This window comes from Pseudacidovorax sp. NFM-22 (assembly GCF_021401245.1).
Lineage (GTDB): Bacteria > Pseudomonadota > Gammaproteobacteria > Burkholderiales > Burkholderiaceae_C > Xenophilus.
Genome location: NZ_JACBFY010000004.1, coordinates 1 through 17,454, shown reverse-complemented (window position 1 = coordinate 17,454; position 17,454 = coordinate 1). Strand labels below are relative to the sequence as shown.

At 70.1% G+C, this 17,454-nt stretch carries 15 protein-coding genes; 11 read left to right on the top strand and 4 right to left on the bottom strand.

What is annotated here, in order from left to right; genetic code table 11:
* Positions 1-41 precede the first annotated feature (41 nt).
* From L0984_RS14965 to L0984_RS14915, 11 genes are read left to right on the top strand one after another with little or no spacing between them, the layout of a single operon-like run.
* Entirely contained in the window at positions 42-1,373 is a 1,332-nt protein-coding gene (locus L0984_RS14965) for a type II and III secretion system protein family protein (RefSeq protein ID WP_255697410.1), read from the top strand.
* A 7-nt stretch (positions 1,374-1,380) separates the two neighbouring features.
* Positions 1,381-2,697 carry an AAA family ATPase gene (locus L0984_RS14960; protein WP_234194435.1) on the top strand — a complete coding sequence of 439 codons (1,317 nt, stop codon included), beginning with the start codon at positions 1,381-1,383 and terminating at the stop codon, positions 2,695-2,697.
* 5 nt (positions 2,698-2,702) lie between these two features.
* Positions 2,703-4,028 carry a CpaF family protein gene (locus L0984_RS14955; protein ID WP_234194434.1) on the top strand — a complete coding sequence of 442 codons (1,326 nt, stop codon included), beginning with the start codon at positions 2,703-2,705 and terminating at the stop codon, positions 4,026-4,028.
* Positions 4,021-5,052, top strand: coding sequence for a type II secretion system F family protein (locus L0984_RS14950; protein WP_234194433.1), 1,032 nt, complete (start codon positions 4,021-4,023; stop codon positions 5,050-5,052). The genes L0984_RS14955 and L0984_RS14950 overlap by 8 nt, the downstream gene beginning before the upstream one ends.
* On the top strand, positions 5,052-6,008 hold the full coding sequence (locus L0984_RS14945; RefSeq protein WP_234194432.1) for a type II secretion system F family protein: 957 nt from the start codon (positions 5,052-5,054) through the stop codon (positions 6,006-6,008). The genes L0984_RS14950 and L0984_RS14945 overlap by 1 nt, the downstream gene beginning before the upstream one ends.
* On the top strand, positions 6,005-6,883 hold the full coding sequence (locus L0984_RS14940) for a tetratricopeptide repeat protein (protein ID WP_234194431.1): 879 nt from the start codon (positions 6,005-6,007) through the stop codon (positions 6,881-6,883). The genes L0984_RS14945 and L0984_RS14940 overlap by 4 nt, the downstream gene beginning before the upstream one ends.
* Complete coding sequence (locus L0984_RS14935) at positions 6,880-7,341, top strand: DUF3613 domain-containing protein (RefSeq protein WP_234194430.1); 462 nt, start codon at positions 6,880-6,882, stop codon at positions 7,339-7,341. Before L0984_RS14940 ends, L0984_RS14935 begins: the two co-directional genes overlap by 4 nt.
* Positions 7,342-7,353: 12 nt before the next feature.
* Positions 7,354-7,830, top strand: coding sequence for a TadE/TadG family type IV pilus assembly protein (locus L0984_RS14930; protein WP_234194429.1), 477 nt, complete (start codon positions 7,354-7,356; stop codon positions 7,828-7,830).
* A gap of 26 nt (positions 7,831-7,856) precedes the next feature.
* On the top strand, positions 7,857-8,255 hold the full coding sequence (locus L0984_RS14925) for a TadE/TadG family type IV pilus assembly protein (protein ID WP_234194428.1): 399 nt from the start codon (positions 7,857-7,859) through the stop codon (positions 8,253-8,255).
* A 1-nt stretch (position 8,256) separates the two neighbouring features.
* Positions 8,257-10,401 carry a TadG family pilus assembly protein gene (locus tag L0984_RS14920; RefSeq protein WP_234194427.1) on the top strand — a complete coding sequence of 715 codons (2,145 nt, stop codon included), beginning with the start codon at positions 8,257-8,259 and terminating at the stop codon, positions 10,399-10,401.
* A 5-nt stretch (positions 10,402-10,406) separates the two neighbouring features.
* The gene (locus L0984_RS14915; protein WP_234194426.1) at positions 10,407-11,795 is read left to right on the top strand and encodes a sigma 54-interacting transcriptional regulator; all 1,389 of its coding nucleotides are present in this window, start codon (positions 10,407-10,409) and stop codon (positions 11,793-11,795) included.
* Positions 11,796-11,832: 37 nt separating this feature from the next.
* Here the strand turns inward: L0984_RS14915 and L0984_RS14910 are convergent, their stop codons facing one another.
* The 4 genes from L0984_RS14910 to L0984_RS14895 all read right to left on the bottom strand — a co-directional run.
* The gene (locus L0984_RS14910; protein ID WP_234194425.1) at positions 11,833-12,525 is read right to left on the bottom strand and encodes a hypothetical protein; all 693 of its coding nucleotides are present in this window, start codon (positions 12,523-12,525) and stop codon (positions 11,833-11,835) included.
* Positions 12,512-12,814, bottom strand: a complete 303-nt coding sequence (locus tag L0984_RS14905; RefSeq protein WP_234194424.1) for a hypothetical protein — start codon at positions 12,812-12,814, stop codon at positions 12,512-12,514. Before L0984_RS14905 ends, L0984_RS14910 begins: the two co-directional genes overlap by 14 nt.
* Before the next feature lie 41 nt (positions 12,815-12,855).
* Positions 12,856-13,779, bottom strand: a complete 924-nt coding sequence (locus L0984_RS14900) for a hypothetical protein (RefSeq protein WP_234194423.1) — start codon at positions 13,777-13,779, stop codon at positions 12,856-12,858.
* Positions 13,766-17,454 (bottom strand): type VI secretion system Vgr family protein (locus L0984_RS14895; protein ID WP_234194422.1); only part of this gene is annotated, 3,689 nt, incomplete at its 5' end. The genes L0984_RS14895 and L0984_RS14900, both read right to left, overlap by 14 nt.

Sequence of the window (17,454 nt, the reverse complement as noted above, 5' to 3'; positions counted from 1 at the left end):
CCATGGCCCCGCCCACCGCCCGCCCCTCACCGACCACGACCATGCGCCTGCGTCCCCGCCGCCTTCCGATGCCCACCGTGCTGGCCGTCGCCTTGCTCGCACCCGCGGCCGCGCCCACGGCCCTGGCGCTCACGCCGGCCGCCGACCCGGCCCGGCTGGTGCTGACCATGGGCACCCAGAAGGAACTGGTCTTCGACGGCGCGGTGGAGCGCATCGCCATTGCCGACGAGGCGGTGGCCGGCGTCACCATCGCCCGCCGCACGCCGGGCTCGCCGGCGGCGCGGCTGGTCATCACCGGCAAGGCCGCAGGAGGCACCTCGCTGATCGTGTGGGAGAAGGGCAAAGCGGCCGGCCGCACCTACGCCATCGAGGTCCAGCGCCGCACCGCCGTGCTCGAAGGCAGCAGCGAGAGCCTGCCCGAGCACCGCCAGGCGCGTGAGACCGCGCTGGCGGCCTTCCCCGACAAGGCCACGCTGACCGACCGCTCCAGCGTGCAGGTGAAGAGCCACACGGTGCAGGTCGACGTGAAGGTGGTGGAGTTCAACCGCAGCGTGCTCAAGCAGGCCGGGCTCAACATCTTCAGCACGCGGGCCAACTCGCACGGCTTCAGCTTCGGCGTGTTCACGCCCACCTCGCTCAAGAGCACCACCTACAACACCGACGGCTCGCTCACCACCGACGCCAACAACCCGCTGTCGCAGGCCTTCAACCTGCTGTTCAACTTCGGCCGCGCCGGCATCGGCCTGAACGTGGGCTTCCTCGAAGGCAACGGCCTGGCCCGGGTGCTGGCCGAGCCCACGCTGGTGGCCCTTTCGGGGCAAAGCGCCAGCTTCCTGTCGGGCGGCGAGCTGCCCATCCCGGTGCCGCAGGGGCTGGGCACCACCTCCATCGAATACAAGCCCTTCGGCATCGGCCTGACGCTCACGCCCACGGTGCTGGGCGACGACCGCATCGCGCTCAAGGTGGCGCCCGAGGCCAGCGACCTCGACTATACCAACGCCCTGAGCCTCAACGGCGTGCCCGTGCCCGCCATCACCACGCGCCGCGCCGACACCACGGTGGAGCTGGGCGATGGCGAGAGCTTCATCATCGGCGGGCTGGTCAGCCGCAGCACCAGCTCCAACGCCGACAAGGTGCCACTGCTGGGCGACCTGCCCGTGCTGGGCACCTTCTTCAAGCAGAACCGCTACCAGATGAGCGAGAAGGAGCTGGTGATCGTGGTCACGCCGCACCTGGTGCGGCCCATCGCCCGCGGCACCGACCTGTCGCCCTACCTGCCCGGCGCCAACGAGCAGCGCGACGGCCCGGTGTGGCGCTCGATCTTCACTGGCAACGTGCCCGGCAGCACGAGCCTGCCCGGCTTCTCGCGATGAGCCCTTCGTGAACGAAGACAGCGCCATGAACGCCCCGCGCGACCGCTTTCCCGACGCCGGCACCGCCACCTACGTGTTCGTGTGCGCCGACCCGGCCCGCGTGGCCTGGATGACCGACGCACTCGCAGGCCAGGGCGTGGTGGTGCCCCTGCGCGCGGGCGCAGGCATCGCGGAGCGCATCGGCATGCTGTCGCCGCAGGCGGTGCTGATCGACTTCGGCGGTGGCGGCGCCGACGACGCGGCCGCCCTGCTGCAGCAGCTGCGGCAGGACTGGCCCACGCTGCCGGTGGCCGCCGCCGGCCTGGCCACCGACCCCGCCGCCACGCTGGGCGCCCTGCGTGCCGGCGTGGACGACTTCATCGACCTGGCCGGTGCGCCGGAGGATGCCCAGGTCACGCTGCGGGCACTGATGCAGCGGCGTGCCGCCACGCAGCGCAGCGTGCGCGGCGGCACGCTCGCACTGCTGGGCGCACGCGCCGGCGTGGGCACCACCACGCTGGCCACCAGCCTGGCCCTGCTGCTGCAGGAACAGCGGGGCGGCCCGGGCGCCGCACAGCGCAGCGCCACGGCCACGCAGCGCCGCGGCGTCGCCCTGCTCGACCTGGGCCTGCCCGCGCGCGATGCGCTGCTGTACCTGGACACGCCCAGCGAGTTCAGCTTCGTGGACGGCGTGCGCAACCTGCGCCGCATCGACCCCACGCTGCTGCAGACCGCGCTGGCCCACCACGACAGCGGCGTGGCCCTGCTGCCGCTGCCCGCCAGCCTGGCGCAGGTGCGCGAGATCTCGCATGCCGACTCGGCCCAGCTGATCCGCCGCCTGGCCGACTTCTTCGACCTGCAGGTGGCCGACCTGGGCGGCTTCTCGTCGGTGGACTTCATCGCCCAGACGGCCCGCGAGGCCGACCGCGTATGGGTGGTGTGCGACCAGAGCATCGGCGCCATCGTCTCCACCGCCGCGCTGCTCAAGGACCTGAAGGCCAAGGGCTTGGACCTGCAGGGCTTCGCGCTGGTGGTCAACAAGTTCGACAGCCATGTGGAGTTGTCCGCGCGCGAGATCGCAGCGCGGCTCGAACTGCCGCTGGCCCATGTGGTGCCGGCGCGCGCTGCCGCGCTCAACGCAGCCGCCAGCCGCGGCGAGATGCTGGTGCGTACCGCGCGCAGCGATGCCTACACCCAGGCGGTGGCCGCGATGGCGCGCAGCCTGCGCGAATCGCTGCCCGGCGGCGGCCCGGGCGCCAGCGCACCGCGCGGCGCCACCGCGTCGCCAGCCCGCTGGCGTGCATTGGGCAAGCAGATCGGCAGCCTGTGGAAGAAAGAGGGTTGAGCGCCATGTCCCCCGACATCCAGTTCGCCGACGACGACCAGGCCTTCGTCGGCTCCCAGCAGTTCCAGGACATCAAGAACTGGACGCACGAGCACCTGCTCACCCGCATCGAGGAACTGGGCGCCGAGTTCGGCCGCTGGTCGCGCGCCTCGATCCAGCAGTTCGTGGAGCTGGAGCTCGACAGCTTCGTGCGGCTGCAGCGCGTGCCCATCAACGAGCGCGAGATCCAGTTGGTGGCCGATGCGCTCACCAAGGAGCTGGCCGGGCTCGGTCCGCTGGAGGACCTGCTGAACGACCCGGCCGTCGAGGACGTGCTCATCAACGGCCACAAGAACGTCTACGTCTCGCGCCGCGGCATCCTCACGCGCGAGCAGATCCGCTTCTCGGACGACGAGCATGTGCTGCGCATCGTGCGCCGCATCCTGGCGCCGCTGGGCCGGCGGCTGGACGAGTCGAACCCCATGGTCGATGCGCGCCTGCCCGACGGCGGCCGCATCAACGCGGTGATCGAGCCATTGGCGCTGGACGGCATGTCGGTGTCGATCCGCAAGTTCCGCAAGGACCCGCTCACGCCGGCCGAGCTGGTCAAGCTCGGCACCTTCGATGCCGGCATGGCGCAGGTGCTGGAGATGGCGGTGCGGGCGCGCTGCAACATCCTCGTCTCGGGCGGCACCAGCTCGGGCAAGACCTCGCTGCTCAACGCGCTGACCACCTTCATCCCCGAGACCGAGCGGGTCATCACCATCGAGGACACGGCCGAGCTGTCGCTGGCCAACGCCCATGTGGTGCGGCTCGAAAGCCGCCAGGGCGGCTTCGACGGCGCCGGGCTGGTCTCCATCCGCGACCTGCTGCGCAACAGCCTGCGCATGCGGCCCGACCGCATCATCGTGGGCGAGGTGCGCGGCGCCGAGGTGATCGAGATGCTGCAGGCCATGAACACCGGCCACGACGGCTCGATGGGCACCATCCACGCCAGCTCGCCGCGCGAATGCATCTACCGGCTGGAGATGCTGGCGGGCTTTGCCGGCTACCAGGGCAGCGAGGTGAGCCTGCGCCGGCAGATCGCCAGCGCCATCGACTTCATCGTGCAGATCGGCCGGCTCTCGGGCGGGCAGCGGCGCATCCTGTCGCTGTCGGAGGTGACGGGCGTGAACGACAACGTGGTCGCCATGCAGGAGCTGTACCGCTACGAGCCGCAGGTCGGGCCCGATGGCGAGGAGCGCGACCGCTGGGTGTCGCTGGGCATCGCGCCGCATTCGCCCAAGATCGCGCGGCTGCGCCAGACCCTGGCCCGCAACGCGCCGGGCGCGGCGGAGGGCCGCCGTGGCTGAGTCGCCGCGCATCGACCTGCTGCTGCTGGCGGCCGTGGCCCTGATGCTGGCCGCCGCCGGCCTTCTGCTGTGGCAGTGGGCGGCCACACGCCAGGGCCGGGCCGCCGCTGCGCGCCACCTGGGCGAACAGCTCGCCGGGCTGGCCGACAACGACGCCGTGCCGCGCGCCAGGCCGGCACCGCTGTCGACGCCCGCCAGTGCACAGCCGCTGGCGTCCGCACCCGCCGATGGCACGCTGGTCGACCCCTGGGCCGCGACGACCGAGGCGGCCACCGCGGCCAGCACGTCCGGCCGCGGCCGCCTCGACGAGCTGCTGCCGCCCTGGCTGCAGGGCGCGGTGTCGGCGCCCCAGCTCGGCCTGGGCGCGCTGGCCCTGGGGATCCTGGTGTCGCTGGCAGGCCTGCTGGCCTCGGCGCCCGGCGTGGTCGCGGCACTGGCCGTGCTGCTGCCGCTGTCGGCCTTCTTCCTCTGGTGGCGGGTGCAGAAATTCCGCCGCCGGCTGGTGCGCCAGCTGCCCGGCTTCATCGATGCGATGGTGCGGCTCATCACCGTGGGCAACTCGACGCAGGCGGCCTTCCAGCTGGCCATTCCGAGTGCGCGCGAGCCGCTGCGGGCCTACCTGGAGCGCACCGCCGGTCTGGTACGTGCAGGCGTGGACCTGGACCGTGCGCTGGCGCAGACGGCCGAGAGCGTGCGCGTGCAGGAGCTGCACCTGATGGCCGCCGTGCTGGGCCTGGGCGTGCGCTACGGCGGCCGTGCAGACCTGCTGCTGGAGCGGCTGGCGCACTTCATCCGCGACCGCGAGCAGGCCGACCAGGAGCTGCAGGCACTGTCGGCCGAGACCCGGCTGTCGGCCTGGATCCTCGGCCTGCTGCCGCTCATCGTGGGCGGGCTGATCGTCACCAACAACCCCGACTACTTCCTGCGCATGTGGCATGACGGCACGGGCCGCATGATGGTCTTCGGCGGCGCGGGCCTGCAGCTGCTGGGCGCGGTGCTGCTGTACCGGGTGGCGAGGCTGTGATGCCGCAGCAACTCAGCCCCACCCTGCTCGCCGCCCTCAGCGTGGCGGTGCTCGCCCTGGGCCTGCTGGTGCTGGGCGCCGCCCTCATCAGTGCCGAGCTGCGCCGGCTGCGCCACGAGCGCGCGCTGGACCGCGCCCTGGCCCATGGCGCCAGCCTGAGCCAGGCCGGCGACCCCAGCCTGCATGCGCCCCTGGCCGCCCCCAGCGCCAGCGACCTGCCGGTGCACTGGCTGGACACGCGCCTGGGCCGCGCGCTGGTGGCCGACGAGGACCGGCGCCTGATCGACCAGTGCGGCTTTCCGGCCGTGCGGGCGCAGCTCATCTTCCTGCTGCTGCGCCTGGGGCTGGCGCTGCTGCTGCCGGTGCTGGTCTACATGGCGTGGGCGGGCAGCCAGACGCCGGCCAAGGCGATGGCCGGGCTGGCCTTCGGCTTCACCCTCGGCTTCATGGGCCCCAAGTGGCTGCTGGCACGACGCGCTGCGGACCGCCGCGAGCAGGTGGCGCAGGAGCTGCCGCTCTTCGTCGACCTGCTGCGCCTGCTGCAGGGCGTGGGCCTGAGCCTGGACCAGAGCCTGCAGATCATGGCCACCGACTTCCACCATGTGCTGCGCGTGCTGGGCTTCGAGCTGGGCATCGCCAACCGGCAGTACGCCCAGGGCCGCACCCGCGAGCATTCGCTGCAGCGCCTGGCCACGCTGCATGCCAACGAGGACCTGGCCAGCCTGGTGATGCTGCTGGTGCAGGTGGACCGCCACGGCGGCGCCGTGCAGGAGCCACTGCGCATCTTCAGCGAGCGGTTGCGCGAGCGCCGCCGCATGGAGATGAAGGAGCGCATCGGCCGCATCACCGTGAAGATGACCGTGATCATGGTCACCACGCTGCTGCCCGCGCTGCTGGTGGTCACCGCGGGCCCCGGTTTCCTGGCAATCGTCCGTTCGGTCGGGAGCATGAGATGACACCCCCCAAGCCTTCCAGCCTCGCCCTGGGCCTGCTCTGCCTGGGCCTTGCGGCCTGCAGCGGCACGCCGCGCTCGGAATACCCGGGCGCGGATGCCGCGCGCGAGCGGCAGACCATGCAGGCGGCGGCCGACGCCGGCACCGAGGGCGCGGGCGCCATCGACAGCGCGGGCACCTACCTGCGCCTGGTCGAGCGCATGCAGCAGGACGGCCTGTGGTTCGCCTCGCTGGCCCACGTGGATGCGCTGGAGGCGCGCCACGGCGTGACGCCGGCCTCGACGCGCCTGCGCGCCGACGCGCTGCGCCAGACCGGGCAGGACGCCGCCAGTGCCGCCGCGTACCGGCGCCTCGTGGGCACGCCGCTCGAAGCGGCCGGCTACCACGGCCTGGGCCTGCTGGCGGGCGGCAAGGGCGACTTCGCCGAAGCCGCGCGCCTGATGGAGCAGGCCCGCCGCAGCACGCCCACCGACGGCCTGCTGCTGAGCGACCTGGGCTACGCCCTGCTGCGCGCCGGCCGCATCGACGCGGCGCGCGTGCCGCTGATGCAGGCGGCCCAGCTGCGCCCCGACCAAGCGCAGGTGCAGGCCAACCTCGCCCTCTACCTGGAAGCCAGCGGCCGCACCGATCAGGCGAGCGCGCTGATGGACGCCCAGCGCCTGCCCCCGGCCAGCCGCGAGGCCATCCGCCAGGCGGCGCGCGACCTGGCCGGCGGGGGCGCGCCTGCGGCCACCGCCGACCTGCCGGCCGGCTTCGCGCCCGGCGGCCTGGCCCTGCGCACCGCCATCCGAGCCAGCCTGCCGAGGACCGCCGCAGCCACCACCGCGAGCGCCGCGGAGCGCGCGCCCAACGCCCCCGACACCGGAAGGACGCCATGACGAAGACGACCCTGCTTTCCCTGCTGCTCCTGGGCCTGCTCGCGGCCGCACCGGCCCGGGCCCAGACCTCGGCGGTGCCACCGGCCGCATCGGCATCGGCGGACAGCCGGCAGGTGACGCCCGTGCAGGTCGCACCGAGCCCGGCGGCGGCTGCGCCGGTGCCTGCCCCGTCGGTCGCACCCGCGGGCGGCAGTGGCGCGGCCCTGGACGAGACGGCCGCCGCCACCGACCCGCCTGCGCTGCCGGTCGGCGCGGCCACGCAGCGTCTGCTGGCCTTGCAGCGCAGCGGCACGATGGCCTCGGCCACGCCGCGCCCCATCCCGGGCGAGGTGGCGCACCGCAGCTACGAGCGCTACCTGAACAGCTTCAACCACCCCATTCCCGACCGGTACGGCTCCTCGGTGTCGGTGCGCCCGGGTGGCACCGGCACGGGCACGTCCACCGGCGGCGCCCGCTGAACGACGACCGACATGCCGAGAACGGGCAGCCCTCGCGTCCACGCCCCGCGGCCGCGCGCCGCGCGGGTGCAGCGCGGCGTGTACTCGCTGGAGTACGCGATGGTGTTCCTGCTGTTCTTTGCGCTCATCTACACCATCGTGTGCTACGCGATCGTGTTCACCTTCCGCTTCGGCTTGCAGAACGCGGCGGAGGATGGGGCGCGGGCCGCGCTGCGCTATCAACCGACGCTGGCAGCGCGTCAGGCAGCGGCCAGCACCGAGGCCACGCGCAAGGCCACCGGCTGGCTGCCGGTCGCGCCCACCGTGGCCTCGCGCATCGTGTACGAGAACGGCAGCAGCTGCGACGCCCAACTGGCCAATCGCTGCAGCATCGAGGTCACCGTCAGCGCACCCGGCCTGCAGGCGGTGCTGCCGCCCTTTCCCGGTTTTGCGCTGCCGGACGTGGTGGCCGCGCAGGCCCGCGTGCTGCTCGACGGGAGGTCGCTGTGAGGGGTCGCCCGGCCATGGCGCGCGCCATGTGCACGACGCGCGCGCGCCAGCAGGGCGTGGCCGCGATCGAGTTCGGCATCGTGTTCATCGCCCTCTTCACCGTGCTCTACGGCCTGGCCACCTTCGGCTCGGTGTTCTACACGCGGCACCAGATCACCCGCGCCGCCGAGGACGGGGCGCGTGCCGTGGTCATGTACAACGCGCCCACCGAGGCGCAGATCCAGGCCGTAGTGCGCAGTTCGCTGGCGGTGCCGCTGTCCACCGCGACCGGCCTGGAGATCAGCGCCACGGCCGCTGCCGACCCGGTGGTGGTGACGGTGCGCCTGCCCTACCGCAGCAACGCGATCCTGCCGCTGCTGCCGCTGGCCGACCGCTTCATCCCGGACATGCTGCAGGCGCGCGCCAGCGCGGCGAGGCCCTCCTGACATGACGCACCGCCCAGTCCACATCCGCGGGGGCCATGGTGCCGGCAGTGCCCTGGCCGGCCGCCTCGTTCGGCGAGGCGGCGGCCGACGCCATCAGCGCGGCTCCGTCGTCATCAACGCGACCCTGGCGCTGGCCGTGCTGATCATCGGGCTGCTCGGCACCGAGCTCGGCTACATGCTGCTGACCAAGCGCGACCTGCAGAAGGCCGCCGACCTGGCGGCGCTGGCCGGCGCGCAGCAGGTACAACCCACCAGCTGCTCCGCGGCCCAGCAGGCGGCGCTCTCCAATGCCAATGGCAGCGGCACGCAGGGTGCCAACCGGAATCTGCCACGCGAGTTCAGCCTGGCGGCCGGCGATGTGGAATGCGGCCGCTGGGAAGCGACGTCTTCCGACCCGTCGGGCAGGCGCTTCCAGAACGGCGTGCAGCCCTTCAACGCCGTGCGCGTGGCCATGCAGCGCACGCCGGCGGTGATCCTTCCGGCCTTGCCCGGCAACGGCGCGGCCACGCTGGCGGTGGAGGCCATTGCCGCGCGTCAGCAACCGCAGGCGGCGCTGAGCATCCGCAGCACGCTGCTCACCGTGGACGCTTCGCGCTCGGTGCTGTTGAACGCCCTGGTCGGCGGGCTGCTGGGCGGCTCGCTCAATCTGAGCACGGTCGGCTGGAACGGGCTGCTGCAGACCGATGTTCAGTTGCTGCGCTTTCTCGATGCGCTGGCGGTGGACCTGAACGTCGCGGCCGGCGACTACGACACGCTGCTGCGTACCGACGCGTCCGTGGGCGTGCTGCTGGACGCGGCCATCACGGCCTTGCAGAACGGCGCGGGCGGCAGTGGGGGCACGCTCGATTCCGCGATCACGGCCCTGCAGGCCATCCGGGCCGCCGCCCAGGCCGCTCCGGCGCTTCCCCTCGTGCAACTCGGCGAGCTGCTCTCGGTGCAAAGCGGCACGCCGGCTGCCGGCCTGGAGGTGCCGATCCAGCTCTTCCAGCTGGTGGAAGCGATGGTGCAGGCCGCCAACAGCAAGAGCGCCGTTTTCGCCTCGGTGCCCGTCTCGCTGCCAGGCCTGGGCACGGTGTCGGTCAAGACCAAGGTCGTCGAGCCGGCACAGATCTCGGCCATCGGCAACCCGGCGCTGGCCCGGCTCGACCCGATGGGAGAAAACCGGATCTTCGTGCGCACGGCGCAGGTGCGGACGCTGGTGTCGGTGGAACTCGGCGGGTTGCTGGGCACGGTGAATTCGCTGCTGGACACCGTCACCGGCCAGCTCGCGCCGCTGACCAGTTTCATCAACGGCGTGCTCAACCTCAACCTGGTGGCGGCCATCGGCAACTTCCTGGGCGGCATCCTCTGTGGCGGACTGGTGACCTGCCCCTCGTCCGAGGCGCTGTCGGTGCGCATCGCACCCAGCCCGCGCATCGACCTGGGCCTCGGCGTGGGCGGTGGACGTGCCTACGTGAGCGACTACAGCTGCACCGGAAGCGACGCGAAGACGCTCACCGTGCCCGCATCCACGGCACTGGGTGAACTGCAGGTGGGCAGCTTCGGCGCCACCCCGGCCGCCGCGGAAAGCGCCTTCTTCTCCTCCTCGGAAATTCCGCAGACGGCACCCGTTTCCATCCTCGAGCTTGGCCGGCGCACCGTCCGGCCGGACGGCTGCCTGCTCACACTCTGCAGCCCCTTGCGCTGGAAGAAAGGCAGCACCTGGGTGAGCGATCCGAAGCAGGCGGACTTCACGCTCGAATCTGCCCTGGGCCTGCGCGCCGACACCACGGTGGCCGGCAGCAGCCAGACCCTGCAATACGCCGCCCCCGCCGCCGCCAACCTGCCCGAGATCGACGCAGCAGCGCCGGCCTACCAGGCCATCTCCTCCACCGGCATCGTGGGCAGCCTGGCCAGCACGCTGGCCAACGTCAGCATCCAGCCCTACCGCAGCACCAGCAGCGGCACGCTGGGCAACCTGCTGTTCGGCACCATCAGTCTGATCAACGGCCTGCTCGGCTCGCTGCAGACCGTGATCAGCGGCCTGCTGTCGCCGCTGCTCGATCCGCTGCTGGACTTCCTGCTCGACACGCTGGGCGTCGACGTCGCCACCACCGAGGTCGGCGCCCGCCTGAGCTGCCGCCGCGGCGCGGAGCTGGTCTTCTGAATCGCATGAGCGTCTCTCCCGCCTTCGACGAACTCGACCTCTACGTCTGGGAGGGCAAGGCTGACATCCTGGACCGGGTGGCGCGTTGCATGTCCAGCTTCGACGTGGACGTGATCCGCGCCGATGACCGCTTCATGAGCCTGCCCGAGCGCGAGCAGCCGCTGCGCCCTTCGCTGGCCGTGATGAGCGTGACGGCCATCGACGGCGGCGGCCTGCCGCATGCCACCGAGTTGCTGCAGGGCATGCCGGTGATCTGGGTCGGCGCCAGCACGCGCGAGCGTGATCCGCGCAACTACCCGCCCGAGTACCTGCACGTCCTGCCCTACGACTTCACCTGCGCCGAGCTGCGCACCATGGTCGCCAAGCTGGTGCGCCAGCTGCGCGCCCGCGCAGCCGAGGCGCCGGCGCCGGGCGAACTGGTGGCCCTGTCCGAGCCCATGAAGGCGCTGCTGGCCGAGGTGAACACCTTCGCGGGCAGCGACCATTCGGTGCTGGTGCAGGGCGAGACCGGCGTGGGCAAGGAACGCGTGGCGCAACTGCTGCACCATGGCCATCCCACCTACGGCAAGGGTGCCTTCGTCGCGGTCAACTGCGGCGCGATTCCGGACGGCCTGTTCGAGTCGCTGTTCTTCGGCCATGCCAAGGGCTCCTTCACCGGCGCCGTGCATGCGCACCGCGGCTACTTCGAGCAGGCCACGGGCGGCACGCTGTTCCTGGACGAGATCGGCGACCTGCCGCGTTACCAGCAGGTCAAGCTGCTGCGCGTGCTGGAGGACGGCGCGGTCACGCGCCTGGGCTCGGCCACGCCGCTGCGGGTGGACTTCCGCCTGGTGGCGGCCACCAACCGCAACCTGCGCGAGATGGTGGCCGCGGGCGAGTTCCGCGCCGACCTGTTCTACCGGCTGGCGGTGATCGAGCTGCGCATCCCCAGCCTCGAAGAGCGCGGCGAGGCCGACAAGATCGCCCTCTTCAAGGCCGTGCTGACCGGCGTGCTGGGCGAGCCGCTGCTGCAGGAGCTGGGCGAGGCGCCGCACTGGCTGACCGACGCCATCGCCTCGGCCACCTTCCCGGGCAACGTGCGCCAGCTGCGCAACCTGGCCGAGCGGGTGGGCGTGATCGCGCGGCAGACCAAGAGCTGGGAGCCGACGCTGATCCAGCGTGCCTTGGCGCTGGCCCGTCCGGTGGAGGTGCCCTCCGCTGCCCCGCCGGAGCGCCGCGGCTGGAATGCGACGGAGCGCAACCGCATCATCGCGGCGCTCGAAGTGAACGACTGGCGCCGCCAGGACGCCGCCCAGCACCTGGGCATCAGCCGCAAGGTACTGTGGGAGAAGATGCGCAAGTACCAGATCATGGATGGCGAGCCGGGCGTGCCGGAGGCGCCAGAGGCGTCCTGAGCCGAAGGGGCTGCGCAGGCCGGACCGGATGGCGCGCTCAATGTATGGACGTCGGTGACGGGCGATCGGCCTCGCGCTTGCGCAGTTGCGTGGGGGTGCGGTAGTCGCGGCGGATTTCTAACCTGCTCAACTGGACTGCGGTGCGCGGGTCACCGGTGGGTCCGTGGAGATAGTTGAATTCCACTTTCACCTCATAGGGCGCCACGGGCGCATCGAGAACGTCGTAGGCAAAGGTGCTGTCGTTTACCTCGTGGAAGCTACCGTCTCGCAGTATCACGAACCCAGGCGGCCGCAGGTTGCCGCCCTCCGCAGTCCAGCCAGGGACAACCTTGAGCTGAAGAAGTTTTTCAAGGCGATCTCTTTCAATGCGCATGGAAGGACCGAGTTCGATCTGGAAGTGATACGGCTCGACCTTGCCCTGCTCATCCGTTGTGCCGAGCATGTAGAGGCTGGTCCATTGATTGAGAAAGCACGCGTTGAACGTGAATTCGGTGCCGCCCCGGTACGCTTGCCCGCTGACTATCGCTGGTTCCTGTCGCTTGATCGGGACCAACCTCGACAACATCTCGAACGGTGCGTCTCCTCGAATGACCTTCATCGCGGCGCCAATGAAGTCGAGCAGCCGTTCGCGCTGAGCCTCGGTGTAGCGGAAGCTGTCGTAGATGGCTTGGGCGGCACGTTGGCGAACTTGAAATTCCTCCCAGGCCTTCTGTTTCTCATCGGGTGTCATGACTTTCCTTTCCTCCTGAGGGTCGACCAACCGCAGTGGTGGCGATGTCGAACAGTCTTGTGCAAAAGCCGGGTGGAGGCAGAGCAGCACCAGGAGCGCCGTTCCAAAGATGCTCGACCACCTCTTCGCAAGCGAAGCTGTCTTCTTCCCAGGGTCGCATGCGGTAGCCGAAGCTGCCGGGTTCTGCCAGGGCCATCGGGTCCACATCGATGAGCTTGCCGCCCAACCCCACGTCTTGAAGCAATTCATAGGCTGCCTTTCCATTGCAGGTGATGCCCTGGCGATGCACGTCCGGCCATTGGCTGCTTTGCTTTAGCGCCGACAGCGAGGTCAGCTCTTCTTCTTGGGGCCGAACATTCGCTCGATGTCCTCGGCCATGGGGTCGGGGCCGACCCATTGCCACCAGGCGGGCTGTGTCACGACGCGGCCGGTGTCAGGGTCCTGCCCGTTCAGGACGGGGAACCATCCGTCATCACCGAGGGTGTGGATGCGCCGCTGCATCGGGATGGCCGCATTTAGTGCGTCGTCGGCAAAGAAGCCAAGCCAGCGGCCGTCCTTGGGAACCCGCTGGCCGGTCCTGGGCATGTCGCCGAACTTCTTCTGATCGCGCTCGCGCAGTTGCTCGGGAGTGAGATATCTGCGGCGGATTTCGAGGCGGACCATCCTCGTTGCGGTGTAGGGGTCTTTGTCCCGAGGGTTGATATAGCTGAGTTTGGCCTTGACCAGATAGGGTGCGTAGGCCGGCTTCAGGATGTCGTACTCAAAGGTGGCCGGCTGACGCACGATGCCCAGATGCATGATCACTTCGGGGGGATAGAGATTGCCGCCATCCTGCAGCCATCCTGGCGCAACCTTCAGCTTCAAAAGTTGCTCAAGACGCTCCCGGTCGAGGTCCATCGGCGGACTGAGTTCGATCTGGAAGTGATACGGCTCGACCTTGCCCTGGTCATCCGTCGTGCCGAGCATGTAGATGCCGGTCCACTGGTTGAGAAAGCATGCGTCAAAGTCAAAGGTAAGGCCGCCGCGGTACGCTTCACCACTCACGATGGCAGGCCTTCGATCCGAAATCGGAAGCAGTCGAGCCAAGCCCTCGAACGGCGCATCCCCACGGATGACCTTCATCGCTGCCCCGATGAAGTCGATCAGCCGTTCGCGCTGAGCATCGGTGTAGCGGAAGCTGTCGTAGACGGCCTGAGCCGCTCGTTGGCGAGCTTGGTAGTCCTCCCAGGCCTTCTGCTTATCAGCGGGTGTCATCACTTTCTTTTCCTCGGGCGGGTTGCCGAACTGAATTGCTGGCGATGTCAAACAATCTTGTGCAGAAGCCGGGTGGAGGCAGAGCAGCGCCAGGAGCGCCGTTCCAAAGGTGTTTGACCACCTCTTCGCAGGCGAAGCTGTCCTCCTCCCAGGGTCGCATGCGATAGCCGAGGCTGCCCGGCTCTGCCGTAGCCATCTGGTCCACATCGATGGGCTTGCCGCCCAACCCAACGTCTTGAAGCAATTCATAGGCGGCCTTTCTTGCCAAGGGAATCTCGGTGCGCAGGACGTCGGGCAGGTAGCCCGGTCGGTCCGGCTTTTTCTTGTTTGCGCTGTCGTAGTAGCAGAGCAACTGGTAGTACATGGCGATGACCATGCGATGCAGTCCCACCAGCGCGCTGGGTTCATTGGGTAGCGGGGTTTTCGCCGCCACTTCGCGGTATTCCTGCGGCATCAGGGTGGCCCAGATGAGCTGGATGTTGGGCAGATGGACGTAGTCGAGCGGATGCTGCTGCACCAGGGCCGACATCCAGAAGTACTGCTGCGCGTGCCGGGCCTCGTGGTAGAGCGTGCTGGCGAATTCGCGCACGGCGTCGCCCACGTCGCCACCGCCGTTGGCTGCGGCGAGGATCGAAAGAAGTCCTCCCTTGTAGCCCACCAGCAGCCAGTCCGTCGGTCGCATGACGCCCTTGAGGTCCACGTTCTCGAAGTCTGTGAGGCCCAGGGCTTGAGCCTCCTCATCTGTCGGGATCCGAATCCGAGGCATCGCATCCTCAGGCAATCCGAATGCTCCCTTGGCGAGAGCCTTCGGCAGTTCAATCTGAAACAGCGCCTGAATGGACTGCATCGACTTGAGGTTCAGCGGCCATGTCCCGTTACGCCATGAAGCCCTCATCAACACCGGCTTCACCGCCTCCACATACGCCCGGGCCACCGGATAGTCCCCCTGCCCCGAGGGCCCCTTGGGCTCGTGCTGGCGCATCCCCCAGTTGTTCGGATCGCAACTGGCATACACCGGCGCCTTGCTCTGGCTGGTGGCCTCGTCCGCATTGGGCTTGAGCCCCTTGCCACCGACCGCCTGGGCCTTGCGCTCGCGCTTCTCGGACACGGGCGCGTAGTCCTGGTCGGCTGGCGTGTACACCGTGGGCGCATAGCGGGCCAGCACGCCGTCCTCGCTGTGCCGCAGCAGCTCGACGCTGGCGACCTGGGGCACCATGCTGCGCGCCACGTCGGTCTCGCCCGCGTCGTTGGTCACGCCTTCCACCGTGCGGCCGCCGTCGAAGACGATGCGGTATCTCTGTTGCGCCAGCCGCAGGCCGCTGGCATGTTCGAGCAGCACGAACTGCTCCTCGAAGTGGCGCTGCGTCGCGGTCTTCCCCGGCACGGAGTCGGCCACGTCCCGTCGGGGCGGGGGCGCGCCGTGGTGCTGGTCGACGCTCAACGGCCCCATCTGCACATGCGAGGCCGCATGCTCCACCCAGGTGCCGGGCGTGCCGTGGGTGATGCCGGCGTTGCTCCATTCGGTGAAGCTGCCGCCGCCGTTGACCATCACGCTCACCGGGGCCGAGATGACGATGCTGCCGGTGGTGCTGCGGATGGTCACGCCCTGGCGGGCCAGGGCCTGCACGGCATCGCGCTGGGCCTGGATGCGCACCGGCCCCTCGCCCACGATCCACTTCATGCCGGCCCTGCGCGCGAACACGCGCAACCCCTGCTTGGCGGCGACCAGCCAGCGCCGGCCCACGCTCAGGCTGGTGTGGCCTTCGCTGGTCAGGGCCACGTGCTCGCCCCCCTGCAGGTGCAGGCTCTGCGCCGTGGTGGCGGCCAGGCCTGCCGCGCTGGCCAGCACCAGGTGCGGGCTCTGCAACTCCGGAAAGCACCGCTGCGCCGCATCGGCCTGGCCTTCGCCTTGGATGTCGGACGCCTGCCGCGCCAGCCGCTGTGCCACGGCGTCCTGGTCGGCGCCCCTTTCCTGCGCCTTGGCGATGCTGGCGGCATCGGCCAGGCCCTCGTGCTGGCGCGTGGCCGCCTTCAGGCGCGCGACGGTCTCGCCCATGCTCTTGGCATGTTCGACGGCGTTGGCCCGCCCTTCGGTGGTGATCAGCATCCCATCCTGCGCCCGCAGCACGCCGTGCCCATCGGTACGCAGCTCGAAGCCCTCGCCGCGCGCGTCCTTGCGGCCCTGGTGGTCTTCGATGCGCGTGATCGCGCCCAGGCTCAGGCTGGAGTGCTGGTGGTCGCTCTTCAGTTGCGTCTGGATCTGCCCGGCCGTGTCGTCCATCACCAGGTGGTTGCTGCGCCCCGCTGCGCTGTTGCCGCCGCCGTCGGTCAGCTCCCGGCTTCGAAAGCCGCTGAGCGCCGATTGCTGTGGCAGTTGCCAGGGCGGCAGGTTCAGCTGGTTGTGCACCCGGCCTGTGCAGAGGGGCAGGTCCGGATCGCCGCCCAGGAAGTCGACGATCACCTCCTGCCCGATGCGGGGGAGGTGCACGCCGCCCAACTGGTTGCCCGCCCACGGGCTGGCGACGCGCACCCAGCAGCTGCTGTATGGATTCTCCTGGCCTTGCCGGTCCCAGGGGAACTGCACCTTGATGCGCCCGAGTTCGTCGGTCCACAGCTCCTGGCCTTCGGGGCCGACCACGCGGGCGGTCTGCGGGCCATGGGTGTGCGGCTTGATGCGGGTGAGCGCCGGCCGCAGCGGCTCGGTGATCGGATGGGCCAGCAGGTCCACCTGCACCTGCCAGCGTTGCTGCGCCTGGGGCCGCGCTACCGTCGTCCCCGCAGCCAGCGCCGCCTGGCTGTCCTGCCCCACGTCCTCGATGAGGAATTCGGTTTCCAGGATCAGGTATTCCGCATTGGCCGCTTCCCTTGGATGGCCCTGCAGCGTGAAGCTGAAGCCCGGCACCATGCCGCGAAGGTTGCCGCTGGCCCGTGCGCGTGCCCCGGCGGTGCGCAGCTGCTGCATGCGAAGCCGCGCAATCAGGTCGCCCTCGACCAGTGGGTCGTTCGGGCCCGCGGTGCCGGCGCGCGGCTGGGCGTAGTGGCTGCCACCCAGGCTCGCGTGCCAGGCGTAGACCTCCGCCTCCGCAAAGCCGGTGGGGCGTGGATCGCTGCGGCTGACCGAGAGGTCGGCCCGGGGCCGGGTGTAGTCGTACTCGCGGCTGCTGTACCGCCCGCTGGTGATGCGGCTGGCGGGCATGAAGGCATGCAGGTACTCGGCATCGAGCTTCCAGCCGGGCGGGTGGTAGGCCACCTGCCGATAGGCCTCGCTGGGGTTGGGGCCGAAGGCACCCAGATGGTCCGAGAGCACCAGCCGGTGAGCCCCGGCGTCGTGCTCGAAGTGATAGCTGATGCCCCACTCCTGGCACAGCCGCTCGAAGAAGGCGAAGTCGCTTTCGTTGAACTGGGTCTGGTAGTCGCGGATGGGGAAGGTCTCGGCCAGGCGCTTGTCGACGGGGAAGGGGTAGTTCGCCAGCAGGGCGTCCAGGATGTCGACGACGGTGGCGTTCTGGAAGATGCGGCACTCCGCGTTCAGCGTGGCCAGATGCAGCCAGGGGCGCAGGACGAGGCGGTAGCGCAGGTGGCGGCCGTGTTCGCCCAGCAACTCTGCTTCGGTGATGAGGGCGTTGATCTGGCGGGCGCCGGCGCCGAGGTGGTCCACCGCATCGCCGACCCCAC

Excerpts from the sequence above, each read along its gene's own strand:
- L0984_RS14965 (WP_255697410.1), top strand. The coding sequence starts at position 42 with ATGCGCCTGCGTCCCCGCCGCCTTCCGATGCCCACCGTGCTGGCCGTC.
- L0984_RS14955 (WP_234194434.1), top strand. The coding sequence starts at position 2,703 with ATGTCCCCCGACATCCAGTTCGCCGACGACGACCAGGCCTTCGTCGGC.
- L0984_RS14945 (WP_234194432.1), top strand. The coding sequence starts at position 5,052 with ATGCCGCAGCAACTCAGCCCCACCCTGCTCGCCGCCCTCAGCGTGGCG.
- L0984_RS14940 (WP_234194431.1), top strand. The coding sequence starts at position 6,005 with ATGACACCCCCCAAGCCTTCCAGCCTCGCCCTGGGCCTGCTCTGCCTG.
- L0984_RS14935 (WP_234194430.1), top strand. The coding sequence starts at position 6,880 with ATGACGAAGACGACCCTGCTTTCCCTGCTGCTCCTGGGCCTGCTCGCG.
- L0984_RS14930 (WP_234194429.1), top strand. The coding sequence starts at position 7,354 with ATGCCGAGAACGGGCAGCCCTCGCGTCCACGCCCCGCGGCCGCGCGCC.
- L0984_RS14925 (WP_234194428.1), top strand. The coding sequence starts at position 7,857 with ATGTGCACGACGCGCGCGCGCCAGCAGGGCGTGGCCGCGATCGAGTTC.
- L0984_RS14920 (WP_234194427.1), top strand. The coding sequence starts at position 8,257 with ATGACGCACCGCCCAGTCCACATCCGCGGGGGCCATGGTGCCGGCAGT.
- L0984_RS14915 (WP_234194426.1), top strand. The coding sequence starts at position 10,407 with ATGAGCGTCTCTCCCGCCTTCGACGAACTCGACCTCTACGTCTGGGAG.
- L0984_RS14910 (WP_234194425.1), bottom strand. The coding sequence starts at position 12,525 with ATGACACCCGATGAGAAACAGAAGGCCTGGGAGGAATTTCAAGTTCGC.
- L0984_RS14900 (WP_234194423.1), bottom strand. The coding sequence starts at position 13,779 with ATGACACCCGCTGATAAGCAGAAGGCCTGGGAGGACTACCAAGCTCGC.